Source organism: Bradyrhizobium sp. 63_E2_N1_3 (assembly GCF_052076005.1).
Taxonomy (GTDB): Bacteria; Pseudomonadota; Alphaproteobacteria; order Rhizobiales; family Xanthobacteraceae; genus Bradyrhizobium; species Bradyrhizobium barranii.
The window spans coordinates 1,927,224-1,944,329 of sequence record NZ_CP197235.1 but is presented as its reverse complement, the minus strand read 5'-3'; the positions used below and the strand labels follow the sequence as shown (position 1 = coordinate 1,944,329).

The window sequence follows — 17,106 nt, the reverse complement described above, 5'->3', positions numbered from 1 at the left end:
CTGCCGCTACTCCGTCCGGATCGGCGTGTCCTTCAGGCCATTGTTGTCATAGGCCTTGCGCAAGGCGCCGTTCGTCACCGCCTCGTTCATGAACTTGGTGACGAACGCCAGCGCTTGGCTGTGACCGAGCGGCACGGCCACCGCCGTCACCGTTTTCTTGAAGGTCTCGTCCAGCACCTTCGTGCCCGGGATCTTCTGCGCCATCTTGTTGAGCTGGTCGCGCGACAGCGCGAAGGCGTCGATCTCGCCGCTCTTCAGGAGGCCGAAGATCTCGTCATAGGTCTGATAGCCCGTGGCTTTCGCATTCTTCAGATGCGCGATCGCGCCGCGCATGGTCGTGGTGGCGTTGACGGCCGCGACCTTGATGCCGGGTTGATCGAGGCTGGCGAAGTTGGTGATGGCTGAGCCGGGCTTGACGATGTAGGTGGCATCCGCGACCTCGTAGATCGGGCCGAACATCATTTTGGTCTCGCGCTCGGGATCTTTTGGCAGCCAGGTGACGTCCCAGGTCCCCTTCGACGCCGCGTCGGTGATCTGCCCGGAATTCTGGTGCACGACATATTCGACGGGTACGCCGAGCTGGCCGGCCATCTCCTTGCCGAGGTCGACCGGCACGCCGGCATAGCCGGCTTCGGTCTTGGTCGACCAGAACGCGCCGCCCGCCGGGCTGATCGCGATCGCGACCCGCAGCTTGCCGGTCGGCGCGATCTCGTCCTTCAGGCCATCGGCTAGCGCGGGCATGGCGACTGCCGCTGCGAAAACGAGGCCGGCAAGGGCCGCCTGGAGCGACGTGGGCATGTCATGTTCTCCTCACCTTTTCTTCTCTGCTTCTCGACCGTTTCGTTTCCGTCACTCGGTCTTTGACACAATTCTGGTCGATCATGCACCCGATGAAGAGCGGTTTGCCATGACAAACCTGTCAAAGGCCACTGCGCCGTTTACAGTGTAAGGCTGGTGACCGCCATGGCTATGGTGTTCCACGGCCGGGCATTTGTTGGTAGCCTGCCACACCGACAGACAATAATCGGGGGCCACCGAATGACCTGCGCGAATCCCGCTGATCTCGCACAACGGAACGGAGCGTGGAGACATGTCGGGCGGGCACTCGTTGCCGCGGCGGCCGTGGTGGCGCTCGCCGGCTGCGAGGACAAGAACACGTTCGTGGCGCCGCCGCCGCCGAAGGTGGACGTCGCCACGCCGGTACAGCGGGCCGTGACGCGCTATGTCGAAGCCACCGGCAACACCGCGCCGGTCAAGAGCGTCGATCTGGTGGCGCGCGTGCAGGGCTTCCTGCAATCGATCGACTATCAGGACGGCAGCTTCGTCAAGCAGGGCACCCAGCTTTTCTTAATCGAGCCTGAGACCTACAAGCTCAAGCTCGAGCAGGCGCAGGCGGCCGAGGTCGGTGCGCAGGCCACGCTCAAGCAGGCCGAGGCCGATTTCAAGCGGCAGGTCGACCTCGTGCAGCGCCAGGCTGTCTCGCAGGCGACGCTCGACACCTCGACATCCACCCGCGACAACGCCCAGGCCAGTCTCCAGCAGGCCCAGGTCAATACGAGGCTCGCCGAGGTCAATTACGGCTACACCAAGGTGAGCGCGCCGTTCGACGGCATCGTCAGCGCGCACCTGGTCTCGATCGGCGAGCTCGTCGGCGTCTCCTCCCCGACCCAGCTCGCAACCATCGTCGCGCTGGATCCGATCTGGGTGAACTTCACGGTCAGTGAGCAGGACGTCCTTCGCATCCGCGCCGAAGCGGCCCGTCGCGGGCTGACCGTGGCCGACCTCAAACAGTTGCCGATCCAGGTGGGCCTCCAGACCGAGACCGGCTATCCGCATGAAGGCCACCTCGACTACGTCTCGCCGACCCTCAATACATCAACGGGCACGCTCGCGGTACGCGGCGTCTTGCCCAACGACAAGCGAGCGCTGCTGCCCGGCTATTTCGTCCGGGTCCGGGTGCCCTTCGACCAGGACAAGAACGCCCTCCTCGTCCCCGACACCGCGCTCGGCAGCGACCAGGGCGGCCGCTATCTCCTGGTGGTCAATAGCGACAACATTGTCGAGCAGCGCAAGGTGCAGATCGGTCAGGTCGACAACGGCCTGCGCGTGATCGAAAGCGGCTTGAAGCCGGACGACCGCGTGGTGATCGCGGGGCTGCTGCGCGTGATCCCGGGTCAGAAGATCGATCCGCAACTGACGAAGATCGAGCAGCCGCAGGCGTCTGCCAAGTGAGGGGGCGCCAGCCATGATCTCGAAATTCTTCATCGAGCGGCCGGTCCTCTCGAACGTCATCGCGCTTCTGATGATCCTGATCGGCGGCGTCGCGCTGTTCAACCTCGCGGTCGCGCAATATCCCGACGTGGTGCCGCCGACGGTGCAGGTCACCACGCGCTATCCGGGCGCCAGCGCCAAGACCGTGATCGACACCGTCGCGCTGCCGATCGAGCAGCAGGTCAACGGCGTCGAGGACATGCTCTACATGCAGTCCTACAGCGGCTCCGACGGCACCTATACGCTGACCGTGACCTTCAAGATCGGCACCGACCTCAACTTCGCACAGGTGCTGGTGCAGAACCGCGTCTCCAGCGCGCTGTCGCAACTGCCATCCTCCGTGCAGAACCAGGGCGTCACCGTCCAGAAGAAGTCGACCTCGATCCTGCTGTTCGTGACGCTGACCTCGCCGGACAAGACGTTCGACAGCCTTTATCTGAGCAACTACGCCACCATCAACATCCGCGACGAGCTTTCGCGCCTGCCCGGCGTCGGCAACGTCACGGTGTTCGGCGCCGGCCAGTATTCGATGCGGGTGTGGCTCGATCCGAACAAGCTCCAGGTCCGCGGACTGATGCCGTCGGACGTCGTCACGGCGATCCAGCAGCAGAGCCAGCAGGTCTCGGCCGGCCAGGTCGGCGCGCCGCCGACGCCGCCGGGACAGGCGTTCCAGTACACGCTCAACGTCAACGGCCGGCTCGACGACACCACCCAGTTCGAGAACATCATCGTCAAGACCGGCACCAGTGGCGACGTCACGCGCGTGCGCGACGTCGGCTGGGTCGAATTGGGCGCGCAGACCTACAGCCAGATCTTCTCGCTGAACAATCAGCCGGCCACCGGCATCGGCGTGTTCCAGTCGCCGGGCGCCAACGCGCTCCAGGTCGAGCAGGCCGTCGAGAAGAAGATGGCGGAGCTTGCAAAGCGATTCCCCGAAGGCATCAAATACGACACGCCGTTCGACACCACCAAATTCGTCGAAGCCTCGGTGCACGAGGTCTACATGACGCTGATCGAGGCCGGCCTGCTGGTGCTGGTCGTGATCCTGGTGTTCTTGCAGGACTGGCGCGCAATGCTGGTGCCGGCGACCACCGTGCCCGTCACCATCATCGGCGCGTTCGCGGCGATGGCGGCGCTCGGCTTCACCATCAACATGTCGACGCTGTTCGCGATCGTGCTCGCGATCGGCATCGTCGTCGACGATGCCATCGTCGTGGTCGAAGGCGCCGCGCACAACATCGAGCAGGGCATGAACGGCCACGACGCCGCGATCAGGGCAATGGACCAGCTGTTCGCGCCGATCGTCGGCATCACCCTGGTGCTGATCTCGGTGTTCCTGCCGGCCTCGTTCCTCGCCGGCCTCACCGGGCGCATCTATTCGCAATTCGCGCTGGTGATCGCGGCGACCGCGCTGCTATCCGCCATCAACGCGGCCACGCTGAAGCCGACGCAATGCGCGCTCTGGCTGCGGCCCACGGTGCCGCCGGAGCAGCGCAACTTCTTCTACCGCGGCTTCAACGCCGTCTATAACCGTGTCGAGCGGGGCTACACGCGCCTCATCGGCGTGCTGTGCAGGAACAGCACGATCTCGGTCGCATTCGCACTGGTGCTGATCGGGATCGGCGGCTACGGCCTGTCGCGGGTGCCGACCGGCTTCCTGCCGATCGAGGACCAGGGCTATTTGATCGCCGCCGTGCAACTGCCCGACGGCGCCGCGCTGGAGCGGACCCAGACGGTGCTCGACAGAGCGAGCGAGCTGATCAAGGACACGCCTGGTGTCCAGCAGGTCATCACCATCGCCGGCATCTCCGCGCTCGACAACAGCGCCAGCCTCGCCAATGCCGGCGTCGCCTACATCATCCTGAAGGACTGGTCGGCGCGCAAAGGGCCCGGCGAAGATCTGCGTTCGCTGGTCTACGGGCTGAACGACAAGCTCGCGACCATCATGGAGGCACGCACCCTGGTGTTGCCGCCGCCGCCGATCCAGGGCATCGGCAACGCGGCCGGCTTCTCGATGCAGGTCGAGCTGCGCGACGGCAACAGCGATTTTGCAAAGCTCCAGGCCATCACCGGCGCGATGGTTTCCAACGCCCAGAGCCAGAGCGCGCTGCAGCGCGTATCGTCTTCGTTCCGCTCGTCGGTGCCGCAGTTCAACGTCGAGATCGACCGCATCAAGACCCAGACGCTGCACGTCACCACCGATCAGGTGTTCGCGGCGCTGTCGACCTATCTCGGCTCGTCCTACGTCAATCAGTTCAACAAGTTCGGACGCGTGTTCCAGGTCTATACCCAGGCCGATCCGGCATTCCGCGTCACCGAGCGCGACATCGCCAACATGCAGGTACGCAACTCGAACGGCGACATGATCCCGATCGGCACCGTCGCCACGATCACGCCGGCCACCGGTCCGTCGCTGATCAGCCTCTACAACCTCTACCCTTCCTCGACCATCGTCGGCCTGCCGGCGCAGGGCTACTCGTCCGGCCAGTCGCTGAAGCTGATGGAGGAGATCGCGGACAAGACGCTGCCGCCGGGCACGGGCTATGAGTGGACCGCGATGTCCTATCAGGAGAAGGCCGTCTCGAACCAGATCTACTGGGTGTTTGGCCTTGCCATGCTGCTGGTCTATCTCGTGCTCGCCGGCCAGTACGAGAGCTGGTACGCGCCGATCTCGGTGATCCTCGCGGTGCCGCTATCGCTGATCGGGCCCATGCTCGTCCTCAACGCCTTGAAGATCGACAACAACCTCTATTGCCAGATCGGCCTGATCCTGCTGATCGCGCTGTCGGCCAAGAACGCGATCCTGATCGTCGAGGTCGGGCTCGAGCTGCATAACCGCGACGGCAAGCCGGTGCTGGAATCCGCGATCGAGGCGGCGCGCGCCCGCTTCCGGCCGATCCTGATGACGTCGTTCGCCTTCATCCTCGGCGTGGTGCCGCTGGTGATCGCGACCGGCGCCGGCGCCAGCGCGCGCAAGTCGATCGGCATCACCGTGTTCTCGGGCATGCTGGCCTCGACCTGCCTTGCGGTGCTGTTCGTGCCGGCCTTCTTCGTGGTGGTGCAGCGCTTCGAGAACTGGCGCACGTCGAAGAAGGCGCCGAAGGCAAAGACGGCGGCCGAGGTGAAACCGTAGTTTTTCCGCGGAGGCGGGCTGCCGACAAACAAAAAAGTCGAAAACAACCCCATGCACAGTAGAACGGCGTTGATGGCATTTGAGCGTTCCGGTGCTTTGACCCGTCGGGCAAAACACCGGCAGAATGGCATTGTGGGCGGGGTGCACGATGCGCCGGTCCATCCCCCGTCATTGCGAGCGCAGCGAAGCAATCCAGAGTCCCTCCGCGGAAAGATTCTGGATTGCTTCGCTACGCTCGCAATGACGATGGGGCGAGAGGCGCCCGTCTCTCGGCAATCCCTCACGCCGGCTGCGGCGTCCTGATCTCGCGCGGCAGGATGATCGCGGCGGCGATCGCGAGCAGGCACAGGGCAGCGAAGGCGTGCAGCATGGTGACGAAGCCGCCCTGCTCATAGAGCCAGGCGACCAGGCCGACGGAGGCGCCCGCGGCGGTGAAGCCGATGAAATAGCGCACGGCATAGGCGCGCGAGCGCCATTCCTCGCTGGTGTATTTGCCGACCATGGCATCGTTCACCGTGACCTGCCCGAACGCGCCCATGACGATGCCGATCGAGACCAGGATCAGCGGCAGATTGGACAGGTTCGCGGCGAGATACAGGAACGGCGCCAGCATGAAGGACAGCGGCAGCGCCACCGTCTTCAGCGAGTAGCGGTCGAGCAGCCGGCCGATCGTGTACTGGGTCATCGCGCCGAACACGTAGACGCAGGCCGCGATGACGCCGAGCAGCGCCGGGCTTTTTGTCAAATCCGCGAGCCGCTCGGCAAACAGCTTCGGCAGCGCGACGGTAACCGCGTTGAACGTCGTCGAGATCGCGATCACGACGATCAGCAGCGACAGGATCACGCGCCACATGTCTTTCTTCGCCACGCGCGCTTGAGCTGCCGCCTGCTTCGAGCCCTTGCGGTCCTCATGCACGACCATCATCGCAAAGGCGATGCCGATCAGGATGGTGACGACACCGGGCACGATGAAGGCAAAACGCCAGCCGAGATACTGGCCGATCACGCCGGTCACCAGCGCGGAGGAGGCAACGCCGAGATTGCCCCAGACGCCGTTGATCCCCATCTCGCGGCCGAGCCGGTCGGCATAGGACACGATCATCGCGGTGCCGACGGGGTGATAGATCGAGGCAAAAATGCCGATCGCGAACAGCGCCGCGCCGAGCTGTGCCGGGGTCTGCACGAAGCCGACCGAGATCATGGAAGCACCGATGCCGACGAAGAAGATCAGCATCATGTGGCGGCGGCTCCAGCGGTCCCCGAGCCAGCCGGTGAGCAGCGAGCCGGCGCCGAAGGCGACGAAGCCCGGCGTCGCATAGGGCAGAAGTTCCGAATAGGCCATGCCGAGCGCCGGCCCCATGATGATCACGGCGGCGGCGAAAATCAGCATCGCATAATGGTCGATGAAATGGCCTGCGTTGACGAAACTGATCACCCGGCTGGGACTATTCATTCCGAATCCTCTCCTGCTCCGAAATGGGTTATATGTCGGAGCCATGACGGGATGCTGCCAATGACTGTCTTGGAAACGCCAATCCTGCGGGAGGTCCGGAGCAACCATCGCTCGCCAGCGGGTGTGCACCTCGTCGCCCGCGACTATCCCAAGGGCATGCGGATCGATCTGCACATGCACCGCGAGGCGCAGCTGATCTATGCCGCCAAGGGCACGATGCAGGTGACGACGCCCGCGGGGCGCTGGCTGGTGCCGCCGGACCGCGCCGTCTGGGTGCCGGCCGGGCTCGAGCATGCCCTCGACCTGCTCGCCGACATCGAGATGCGCACGCTGTATTTCGACCTGCCCTGGCTCAAGCGCGAACAACGCTATGAGGGGCTGACCAAGGAATTCGTGGTGCGGGTATCGCCGCTGCTCAACCAGGCGATCCTCGCGCTGTTCGACGCGCGCAACACCGAGGAGCGCACCGAGCTGCTGGTCCGCCTGGTGATGCTGGAATTGCACCAGGCGGAGGATTCCGCGACCTTCGTGCCGCTGCCGCATGAGCCGCGCTGCCGGCGCGCCGCGATGATCGTGCTCGACGATCCCACCGGCCTGCACGACATCGACACGCTGGCGCGTGAGGTCGGAACCTCCGCGCGTACGTTGTCGCGGCTGTTTTCGACCGAGACGCAATTGAGCTTCAAGAGCTGGTGCCAGCGCGCAAGGGTTGCGGCAGCGATCCAGCGGCTGTCGACCGACCCCAATGTGTCGGTGAAGCAGCTCGCCACCCAGCTCGGCTATGCCAGCGTGCCGGCGTTTTCGGCAGCATTCCGTCAGGTGACTGGGCGGACGCCGACGGAGTTTGCGGGGAAATAGTCACGGTGTCGTCGCCCGGCTTGACCGGGCGACCCAGTATTCCAGAGACGGCCGTGATTGAGCCGAGAGGCCGCGGCGTACTGGATGCCCCGGTCAAGCCGGGGCATGACAGCTTTGGTGGCACTCTCGGCCTCGCGGGGCATGACAGCTTTCCTGGTGGCGCATGGCACCACGAAAGATACAAAATTCCCCTGCTTGATTGTGATCGGCTTCCGCCTAAATCCCGTGTAAGCTTCCGCAGCGCACAAACCGGAATCGAAACGACCAGATGGCCAACGCCTTCTTCTCAGACCTGCTCGCCACCATCTCCGATCGCGGCCGCACGCTGCTGCGCCGCGGGGATTCCGCCGACGCCAAGCACGATGCCGACGGGCTGATCGAGCTCTGCGGTGCGCTGCTGTCCGGTCGTGGCGAAGCTTCGGGCACCGCCATGGCGCGTGAGGTGCTCGACATCTACCAGGAGTTGGATGCGGCAGGACGCCGCGCCTTCTTCGAAGCCCTGGTGCGCGATTTCGGCCCCGATCGCGAACGCCTGTCCAAGGCGATCGAAAAATGGCGCGCCAGTCCCAGTGACGAAGACGCGAGCTCGCTGCATTTCGCCTCCGAGCCGCGCCGGCAGGAGCTGATCCGCCGCCTCAACCGCGCGCCGGGCGGCACCGGCGATCTCGTCAACATGCGCGCCGATCTGCTCGGCATGATGAACGGTCACACCGATCTCGCCGCGCTCGATCGCGACGTCTCGCACCTTCTCTCGTCGTGGTTCAACAGGGGGTTTCTCGTGCTGCGCCGGATTGACTGGTCGACCCCGGCCAACATCCTCGAAAAGATCATCCGTTACGAAGCCGTGCACGAGATCAGCGACTGGGACGACCTGCGCCGCCGCATCGATCCGGTCGACCGGCGCTGCTACGCCTTCTTCCATCCCGCCATGGTTGACGAGCCCCTGATCTTCGTCGAGGTGGCGCTGACCGAGACGATCCCCGGTGCGATCGCGCCGCTGCTGGCGGTCGACCGCCAGCATCTGCCGATCGAGCGTGCGCGCACCGCGGTGTTCTATTCGATCTCCAACACCCAGCGCGGGCTTGGCGGCATCTCCTTCGGCAGCTTCCTGATCAAACAGGTGGTCGAAGAGCTGCGCCGCGAGACGCCAAAACTCGACACCTTCGTGACGCTGTCGCCGGTGCCGGGCTTCATGCAATGGGTGAAGCAGGACAGGGACCTGCCGCTCTCGGACGAGGACCGCGAGGTGCTGAAGCGCCTCGACGATCCCAAATGGTTCGAGAACCCCGAGACGACGACGCTGCTCCGCACCGTGATCGAGCCGCTCGCGGCCTATTACTTCCTGAAAGCGCGCACGCCGAAGGGCAAGCTGATCGATTCCGTCGCCCGCTTCCATCTCGGCAACGGCGCACGGCTCGAGCGCATCAACTGGCTCGGCGACCTCTCGCCGAAAGGCGCGCGCGAGTCCGCCGGCGTGATGGTCAACTACCTCTACCGCCTCGACGACATCGAGAAGAACCACGAAGCCTACGCCAATGACGGCGAGGTCGTGGCGTCGAGCGCGGTGAAGAAGCTGCTGAAGGGCGAGGGGCGCAGGCTGCTGGACATGCGGCTGTCGTAGGGACAATTGCGGTGTCATCGTCCGCGAAGGCGGACGATCCAGTATTCCAGAGGCCGGCGTTGGAGAAACTCGCTCTGACCACATCCGCCGCGGCGTACTGGATGCCCCGCCTGCGCGGGGCATGACAGCGGAGCGCGGCGGCTACTGGACATACCGCTATCCCAGGCGCTATCCGTTTCATCAGTTCCTGCACCAAAGACGGGACACCATGAAACGACGCGACTTTCTCAGCCTGACCGCAGCGGCGGCAACCGGCCTCTCGCTTTCGCCCGCGCGCAGTTTCGCGGAGGGATCTGGCTCCGGGCCAGAAATGACGGCGCTGTGCGACTACATGAGCGCTGCGAAAACCCGCGCGCTGCCGCCCGAAGTCGTCGAACAAGCAAAGCACCACATCCTCGACACGCTGGCGTCGATGATATCAGGATCGGAGCTGCCGCCCGGTCAGGCGGCGCAGCGCTACATTCGCGCCAATGCTGCGCAGGGGACATCGACCATTGCCGGCACATCGCTCACCGCGTCGCCAGTCGAAGCTGCGCTTGCCAACGGCGTTATGGCGCATGCCGACGAGACCGACGATTCGCACAGCCCGTCGCGCTCGCATCCCGGCAGTTCGACTGTGCCCGCGGCACTTGCGCTCGGCGAACACCTCGGAATCGACGGCGCCCATTTTCTGCGTGCGGTGACGCTCGGCTATGACGTCGGCACGCGCGTGGTGATGGCGATGGGCGGGGCCGATTTCAGCTATGAAAGCGTGCTGAGCACGCACAGCATTTCCGGTACGTTCTGCGCTTCCGCTGCGGCGGCTAGCGTCGCCGGCTTCGACGCGCACCGGATGCGCTGGGTGCTCGACTATGCCGCGCAGCAATCCTCCGGCTTCATCGTGTGGCGGCGCGACGTCGACCATATCGAGAAGGGGTTTGTGTTCGCCGGCATGCCGGCCCGAAACGGCGTGACGTCGGCACTGCTGGTGCGTTCGGACTGGAACGGCGTCGACGACGTGTTCTCAGGGCCAGACAATTACTTCCTGGCCTATGCGCCGAAGGCAGCGACCGGAAAACTCGTGGAGAAGCTTGGCGAGCGTTACGAGATCGCAGGCACCGACATCAAGAAATGGACGGTGGGTTCACCGATCCAGGGACCGCTCGATGCGGTCTACGCCATCCGCAGCAAGCAGGCGTTCGAGGCCGGAGAGGTCAAGCGCGTCACCGTACGTCTTGCGCCGTCGGTCGCCGAGGTCGTGGACAACCGCGACATCCCCGACATCTGTCTCCAGCACATGGTCGCCGTGATGCTGCTCGACAAGACCGCCTCGTTCCACGCCGCGCACGACAAGCCGCGCTTGCAGGACGCGGCGGTTTTGAAGGAGCGCGCCAAGGTGAATTTGGTGCGCGACGAGGAGCTGGCCAAACTATTGCCGGTGCGCGTCGCCGTCGTCGAGATAGAGCTCACTGATGGAAGCCGCCTCTCCGAGCGCGTCACCGCCGTGCGCGGCACGCCGCGCAACCCGATGACGCGCGACGAGGTCATCGACAAGGCGCGCGATCTGATTGCCCCAGTGGTCGGCGGCGAGAAGGCCGAGCGGTTGATCAAGTCGGTGTATGAGATTGAGGCTGTGACCGACATCCGCAGCTTGCGGCCGCTGCTGCAACGCGTGTGAGGAGCGAAATTTCGTAAGGGATGGCAGACTTTCGCCACATCGTCATTGCGAGGAGCTCTTGCGAAGAAACAATCCAGACTGCCTCCACAGAGAGATTCTGGATTGCTTCGCTGCGCTCGCAATGACGGAGCGTGTGGCAGGCATCTCGCCCCGCGCCACGCATCGTCGAGCTACAATTGGAATTCTTCCATGACATCCGATGGTGCCGCATCTCCTCGGCCAATAAGCCCCTCGGACCGGATCGACGCCATCGACGTGCTGCGGGGCATTGCCCTGTTCGGCGTCATGGCCATCAACGTGGTCATGGAATTTCGCATTTCGATCTTCGAGCAGTTTCTTGGTGCCAGGACGCTTGCTTCGCCGGTTGATCGCGCCGTCGAAACGATCCTGACGCAGGCCGTGGAGCTCAAGGCGTTTGCGCTGTTCTCGCTGCTGTTCGGCGCAGGCCTTGCCATTCAATTCGACCGGCTCGCGAACAGCGAGCGCCGCACTTTCCTGCTCCTGCGGCGGCTCGCTGTGCTGCTGGTGTTCGGCGTCATTCATTTGTGCCTGATCTGGAACGGCGATATCCTCACCGAATATGCACTGGCGGGATTCATCGTGCTGCCGTTCCTGTTTGGCCCGCGCTGGTTGCTGACGCTCGCCGCGCTGGCGTCTCTCGCGCTGTATCTGGCCATGCAGGCCTTTCCGCCCGCGGGGTTGTTTCCCGGCAGGACCGCGATCTGGCGGGACGTCATGGATGCAAATCGCATCTATGCGACGGGCGGCTTCCTCGACGTGCTGGCGTTTCGTCTCCGCGAAATTCCTCTCATCGCGTCCCTGCACGCGTTCGTCTTCTTGCGCACGATCGGGCTGTTTCTCGTCGGAGCGCTGGCCTGGCGGAGCGGCATTCTGCAAAATGCCCGCGGCCTGCTCGTCATCGCGCTTCCGGCTATCTGTCTCGGCGCGGCCTTGCTTTACGTCGGCATCGAGCCGCTCGGCAACATCCTGCTGGCGCTGGGCTATGGTGCCGCCATCCTCTTCATCGCCAGTTTCGGACGCGGCAAGAGGCTGCTCGGCTGGGCCGCGCCGCTCGGCCGGATGGCATTCACCAACTACGTCGCACAATCGCTCATCTTCGGCTGGATCTTCTACGGCTACGGCCTTGGCCTGTTCGGACGGCTCGGCATCACCCAGGCCCTCGCTATCGGCATCGCCGTCTACGTCGGACAGGTGCTGTTCAGCGCATGGTGGCTGCGCCACTGCCGATACGGCCCGATCGAATGGCTGTGGCGCACGCTGATGTATGGTGCACTGCAGCCGATGTTGTTGTCACGGGTGGAGGGCGTGCAGTGACCAAGGTCCCTCCGCCGTCATTGCGAGGAGCACATGCGACGAAGCAATCCAGACTGCCTCCGCGGAAAGATTCTGGATTGCTTCGCTACGCTCGCAATGACGGGATGAGTGGCGCCCTCTCGCCTACTACCGCCACTCCCCCTGTCGTCAGATCAGCGTCTCGTAGAGATCCGTCCAGTCCGGATTGGCGCTCTCGATCAGCGCAAGCTTCTTCGCTCTGCTGCCACCCTTGATCTGCTTCTCACGTACAATCGCATCGGTCATTGTCGCGTGCAGTTCGTACCAGACGAGAAGCTTGCAGCCGTGCCTCTGCGAAAAGACTCTGGATTGCTTCGCTGCGCTCGCAATGACGGAGAGTGTCGGCGCGGCCGTCGAGCCCAATCCTACTCCGCCAGCGCCTTCATTTCCTTGTAGAGATCGAACTTGCCTTCGAAGCCGATGCCCGGCAGGTCGGGCATGGTGATGTGGCCGTTCTCGACGCGCACACCATCCGGGAAGCCGCCGTAGGGCTGGAACAGGTCGGGATAGCTCTCGTTGCCGCCGAGGCCGAGGCCGGCTGCGATGTTGAGGGACATCTGGTGGCCGCCGTGGGGGATGCAGCGGCTCGGCGACCAGCCGTAGGTTTTCAGGACCTCCAGCGTGCGCTGGTATTCGCAGAGGCCATAGGACAGCGCGCAGTCGAATTGCAGCCAGTCGCGATCCGGGCGCATGCCGCCGTAGCGGATGAGGTTGCGCGCGTCCTGGTGGCTGAACAGGTTTTCGCCCGTGGCCATCGGGCCCGGATAGAATTCGGCGAGCGCGGCCTGCAGCGCGTAGTCGAGGGGATCGCCGACTTCCTCGTACCAGAACAGCGGATAGTCCCGCAGCATTTTTGCGTAGGCGATGCCGGTCTCGAGATCGAAGCGGCCGTTGGCATCGACCGCGAGCTGCGCGTCCTTGCCGATCTCCTTCAGCACCGCCTCGATGCGGGTGCGGTCGTCCTCGATCGACGCGCCGCCGATCTTCATCTTCACGACGTTGTAGCCGCGATCGAGATAGCCGCGCATCTCGCCGCGCAGCATCGAGAGATCCTTGCCGGGATAGTAATAGCCGCCGGCGGCGTAGACGAACACGCGCGGATTTGCTTTCACGCCGTGCCGTTCGGCGAGCAGGCGGAACAGCGGCTTGCCTGCGATCTTCGCCACCGCGTCCCACACCGCCATGTCGATGGTGCCGACCGCGACCGAGCGCTCGCCATGGCCGCCCGGCTTCTCGTTGGTCATCATCGCGCCCCAGACCTTGTCGGGGTCGAGATTGTCACCAGCCGCATTCAGCAGCGACTTCGGATCGGCCTCCAGGATGCGCGAGGCAAAGCGCTCGCGGATCAGGCCGCCCTGCCCGTAGCGGCCGTTGGAATTGAAGCCGTAGCCGACGACGCGCTTGCCGTCGCGGACGACGTCAGTGACGACGGCGACGAGGCTCGTCGTCATCTTGGTGAAGTCGATATAGGCGTTGCGGATCGGCGAAGAGATCGGCTTCGTGATCTCGCGGACGTCAACGATGCGGACGGACATGGGGTTGGCCTTTTACTTTCGTCATTGCGAGGAGCGAAGCGACGAGGCAATCCAGACTGTCACGGCGGAAAGATTCTGGATTGCTTCGCTTCCGCCGTCGCTCTTCGAGCTATGGCGGACAAGTCGCTCGCAATGACGTGGAGAGAGTGTGCGCTCCTCGCAATGACGGGTGGAGAGAGCACGGCGCGCTTAGAAACTATTTCTTATCCCTGAAATACGGCTCGACCGGACCATGCACCTTGATCGTCAGCGGATTGCCGTGGCGGTCCTTGGCGTTGCCGGCGGTGACGCGGACCCAGCCTTCGCTGATGCAGTACTCCTCGACATTGGTCTTCTCGACACCCTTGAAGCGGATGCCGACGTCGCGCGAGAGAATATCCGCGTTGTAATAGGGGCTGTTCGGGTCGACCGACAGGCGGTCCGGAAATTCGTCGCTCATGATTGTCTCGCTCATAACAGGGTCTCGATTTGATTCCGCAGTCCTTCCGGCCGTGCGGTCGGCGCGTAGCGCGCGATCACCTTGCCGGCACGGTCCACGAGAAATTTGGTGAAATTCCATTTGATGGAGGCGCCCAGCAGGCCGGATTGCTGGCGTTTCAGGTACTCATACAGAGGGTGCGCATGGGCGCCGTTGACGTCGATCTTCTCGAACAGGGGAAAGGTGACGTCGTAGTTGGTCGAGCAGAAGGACTGGATCTCGCTCGCCGGCCCCGGCTCCTGCGCGCCGAACTGGTTGCAGGGAAAGCCGAGCACCGAGAAGCCGCGCGGCGAGAGGTCGCGATAGAGATCCTCGAGCCCGCGATATTGCGGTGTGAAGCCGCATTTGCTCGCGGTGTTGACGATCAAGAGCACCTGCCCTTCGAAACGGCGCATGGGCACCTCCTCGCCGAGAAGCGAGTTGGCCTTGAAGTCGTAGATCACAGACATCGCTAACCCACGGGATCGATCGGCGACGGCGGCACGCCGCCCGCCTCGATCGCTTCGCCTGCGAGCAGACACAGATCCTCGCGATAGCGGCCGGACACGATGTGCACGCCGACCGGCGCCTTGCCAACCAGACCGGTGGAGACCACCAGGCCCGGCAGTCCCATGAACGGGGTCGCGATTTGCGGCATCTGCGCCTCCCAGACGCGCTCGAAGGATTCGTTGTCCTTGCGGTCGAGATGATCCGGGAACGGCAACTCGCCGGACACCGGCGTGAGCACCACGGCATATTTTTCGAAGAACAGCATCCAGTCGCGGGTCAGCGTGGCGCGGCGCGTGAGCGCCTTGGCGTAGTCCGCCTGGTCCATCGGCGTGACCTTGGCGCGATTGCCGCGCAGGCAGGCCAGCGCACCGGGATCGCCTTCGCGCTCAGCCATCTCCAGCTGCGCCTCATAGCCGTCGCCAAGCCAGAGTTTTCTCTGCCACTCGACCGCCTCGCGCATCGGCGGCGTGTTCTCGATGACCTCGACAGTCCAGCCGGCGCGCTCCAGCCGCTTGCCGGCGTCGGTCACCGCGGCCTTCACCTCCGGTTTGGTCGCAAGCCCGTCCGGGTTGAGGCAGAGCGCGGCGCGCTTCGGCCGCGCGGGGCCCTCCAGCGGCGCCGGCACGAACCAGGGGTCGCGGATGTCGCGGGCCGACATGGCTTCGAGCGAGATCCTGAGATCGTTGACCGTGCGCGCCAGCGGGCCCGAGACGGCCATGATCTGCGGCCCGATCGGACGCTCCGGCAGCGCCGGGTTGAAGGCCGGGATGCGGCCGAGCGTCGGGCGCAGGCCGTGCACGCCGCAGGCATAGGCGGGATAGCGGATCGAGCCGGCGATGTCGGTGCCGTGGGCGATATGGCCGATGCCGGCCGCGACCGCCGAGCCGGCGCCGCCGGACGAGCCGCCCGGGGTCAGCGAGGCATCGCGGGGGTTCTTGGTGTCGCCATGGACCAGATTGGTGGTGAACCAGCGATAGGAGAAGGCCGGGCAATTGGTGCGGCCAAGCAGGATGGCGCCCGCTTTGCGGAAATTGGCGACCACCGGATTGTCCTCGCGCGCGATCAGGTCGCGCTGGAGTTTCAGGCCGTTGGTGGTGGCAAAGCCTTCCTGGTCGACATTGGCCTTGATGGTGACGGGCACGCCGGCGAGCACACCGGGATCGTCTCCCCTGGCGATGGCGGCATCGACGGCATCAGCCTGCTTGAGCACGTCCTCCGGCCGGTGGTCGATCACCGCGTTGAGCTGGGGATTGACGGCGTCCAGGCGGGCCAGACCGGCCTTGGCCGCCTCCCTGGCGGAGACCTTTTTGGATTTGACGAGGGTAGCGAGGTCGGCGGCCGACAGGCGCCAGAGATCTTGCATGGTTTGCTCCGTTTAACCGGCGTCTTTTAGCGCCGGGAACGCGGCAAAGCCATGCGGATTTCGCGGGGAGGAAGAGCGGGCTTGGCGCCGGGTGGTGCCTCATTCCCGGTCATTGCGAGCGCAGCGAAGCAATCCAGAATCCCTCCGCGGAGACAATCTGGATTGCTTCGTCGCAAGGGCTCCTCGCAATGACAGGGGAGCGCGCGGGGGCCTCAATGCCTGGTCGCGGACTGATCCGGGATGTCCAGCAGGGCCTCGGTGAAGGGGAATTCGAGCACGATCTCCCCGTCGTCGTCGGTCACCTCGATGACGGCCTCCATGAGCGCCGGCTGGGCGCCCTCCGACTTCACCACCTCCAGGATCATCTGGCGGGCGACCTCCCAGGCGCGATCGGGGTTACGCAGGTCCTCTCCGTCGGGATCCACGATCAATTCGTCGCCGATGCGGGTGTTGAAGAAGTATCTGGGCATCACGAGAGTCCAAATTGGGAGGCCTGTACCGGATTGAAAGCTGCACTGCACTCACAACTGCTTTATCAGGACAGGGTTCGCGACCGAATGCGCCACGCGCAAGGCAGCATCACGGGAAGTGATGTTCCACCATCATTTTCGCGGCGCAACATGGCTTTCTCGGGAAGATTTCACTAGCGAAGTTTTCCGCTCGCATTACTTTAACCGTTGGGCGGATACGTCCGAATTCGTGAAAATGGAGAGCCAAAATGGCTTGGAAAGCCCCGAAGATCGTCGAAGTGCCCTGTGGCATGGAAATCAACATGTATGTGAGCGCCACCCGCAAGTAAGCGGTTGGTGGTTTCTGCGCAGGTGGATCTTTCGGTCACGATCGGTTTCCGGAAGACACGAACTTTGTCGGCATCCGTGTCGGCCTGAGATCCACC

At 64.2% G+C, this 17,106-nt stretch carries 15 protein-coding genes; 7 read left to right on the top strand and 8 right to left on the bottom strand.

Annotated elements, in window-relative coordinates; translation table 11 throughout:
* Window positions 1–6 precede the first annotated feature (6 nt).
* Window positions 7–798, bottom strand: coding sequence for an ABC transporter substrate-binding protein (locus tag AB7531_RS09065; protein ID WP_283017518.1), 792 nt, complete (start codon window positions 796–798; stop codon window positions 7–9).
* 240 nt (window positions 799–1,038) lie between these two features.
* On the opposite strand from AB7531_RS09065, the gene AB7531_RS09060 reads away from it, so the two are divergent.
* Window positions 1,039–2,232: an efflux RND transporter periplasmic adaptor subunit gene (locus AB7531_RS09060; RefSeq protein WP_063981436.1), complete on the top strand. Its 1,194-nt coding sequence runs from the start codon at window positions 1,039–1,041 to the stop codon at window positions 2,230–2,232.
* Between the two features lie 13 nt (window positions 2,233–2,245).
* On the top strand, window positions 2,246–5,404 hold the full coding sequence (locus tag AB7531_RS09055) for an efflux RND transporter permease subunit (RefSeq protein WP_283017519.1): 3,159 nt from the start codon (window positions 2,246–2,248) through the stop codon (window positions 5,402–5,404).
* 280 nt (window positions 5,405–5,684) lie between these two features.
* Here AB7531_RS09055 and AB7531_RS09050 read toward each other — a convergent pair whose 3' ends face one another.
* The gene (locus AB7531_RS09050; protein WP_063981434.1) at window positions 5,685–6,857 is read right to left on the bottom strand and encodes an MFS transporter; all 1,173 of its coding nucleotides are present in this window, start codon (window positions 6,855–6,857) and stop codon (window positions 5,685–5,687) included.
* 51 nt (window positions 6,858–6,908) lie between these two features.
* Between AB7531_RS09050 and AB7531_RS09045 the strand changes: the two genes are divergently transcribed.
* From AB7531_RS09045 to AB7531_RS09030, 4 genes are all read left to right on the top strand, one after another.
* Window positions 6,909–7,715, top strand: a complete 807-nt coding sequence (locus tag AB7531_RS09045; protein ID WP_371497412.1) for an AraC family transcriptional regulator — start codon at window positions 6,909–6,911, stop codon at window positions 7,713–7,715.
* A gap of 268 nt (window positions 7,716–7,983) precedes the next feature.
* Window positions 7,984–9,336 (top strand): malonyl-CoA decarboxylase, encoded by a 1,353-nt coding sequence (locus AB7531_RS09040; RefSeq protein WP_063981433.1) that lies wholly within the window; start codon window positions 7,984–7,986, stop codon window positions 9,334–9,336.
* Between the two features lie 208 nt (window positions 9,337–9,544).
* Window positions 9,545–10,993: an MmgE/PrpD family protein gene (locus tag AB7531_RS09035; protein ID WP_063986129.1), complete on the top strand. Its 1,449-nt coding sequence runs from the start codon at window positions 9,545–9,547 to the stop codon at window positions 10,991–10,993.
* A 189-nt stretch (window positions 10,994–11,182) separates the two neighbouring features.
* On the top strand, window positions 11,183–12,328 hold the full coding sequence (locus AB7531_RS09030) for a DUF418 domain-containing protein (protein ID WP_063981432.1): 1,146 nt from the start codon (window positions 11,183–11,185) through the stop codon (window positions 12,326–12,328).
* A 147-nt stretch (window positions 12,329–12,475) separates the two neighbouring features.
* On the opposite strand, the gene AB7531_RS09025 is transcribed toward AB7531_RS09030, so the two are convergent.
* The 6 genes from AB7531_RS09025 to AB7531_RS09000 all read right to left on the bottom strand — a co-directional run bounded on the left by AB7531_RS09025 (window position 12,476) and on the right by AB7531_RS09000 (window position 16,681).
* Window positions 12,476–12,676: a hypothetical protein gene (locus AB7531_RS09025; RefSeq protein ID WP_371498107.1), complete on the bottom strand. Its 201-nt coding sequence runs from the start codon at window positions 12,674–12,676 to the stop codon at window positions 12,476–12,478.
* Window positions 12,677–12,711: 35 nt separating this feature from the next.
* Entirely contained in the window at window positions 12,712–13,881 is a 1,170-nt protein-coding gene (tarD, locus tag AB7531_RS09020; RefSeq protein ID WP_063981430.1) for a D(-)-tartrate dehydratase, read from the bottom strand.
* A gap of 196 nt (window positions 13,882–14,077) precedes the next feature.
* Window positions 14,078–14,335: a DUF3297 family protein gene (locus AB7531_RS09015; protein ID WP_015684132.1), complete on the bottom strand. Its 258-nt coding sequence runs from the start codon at window positions 14,333–14,335 to the stop codon at window positions 14,078–14,080.
* Window positions 14,332–14,808, bottom strand: coding sequence for a glutathione peroxidase (locus AB7531_RS09010; protein WP_063981429.1), 477 nt, complete (start codon window positions 14,806–14,808; stop codon window positions 14,332–14,334). Before AB7531_RS09010 ends, AB7531_RS09015 begins: the two co-directional genes overlap by 4 nt.
* A 2-nt stretch (window positions 14,809–14,810) precedes the next feature.
* A complete protein-coding gene (locus tag AB7531_RS09005; protein WP_063981428.1) occupies window positions 14,811–16,211 on the bottom strand; it encodes an amidase family protein in 1,401 nt (466 codons plus the stop codon).
* 212 nt (window positions 16,212–16,423) lie between these two features.
* Window positions 16,424–16,681: a DUF6894 family protein gene (locus tag AB7531_RS09000; protein ID WP_063981427.1), complete on the bottom strand. Its 258-nt coding sequence runs from the start codon at window positions 16,679–16,681 to the stop codon at window positions 16,424–16,426.
* 248 nt (window positions 16,682–16,929) lie between these two features.
* Between AB7531_RS09000 and pqqA the strand changes: the two genes are divergently transcribed.
* Complete coding sequence (gene pqqA, locus AB7531_RS08995; RefSeq protein ID WP_007595659.1) at window positions 16,930–17,010, top strand: pyrroloquinoline quinone precursor peptide PqqA; 81 nt, start codon at window positions 16,930–16,932, stop codon at window positions 17,008–17,010.
* Window positions 17,011–17,106: the final 96 nt, after the last annotated feature.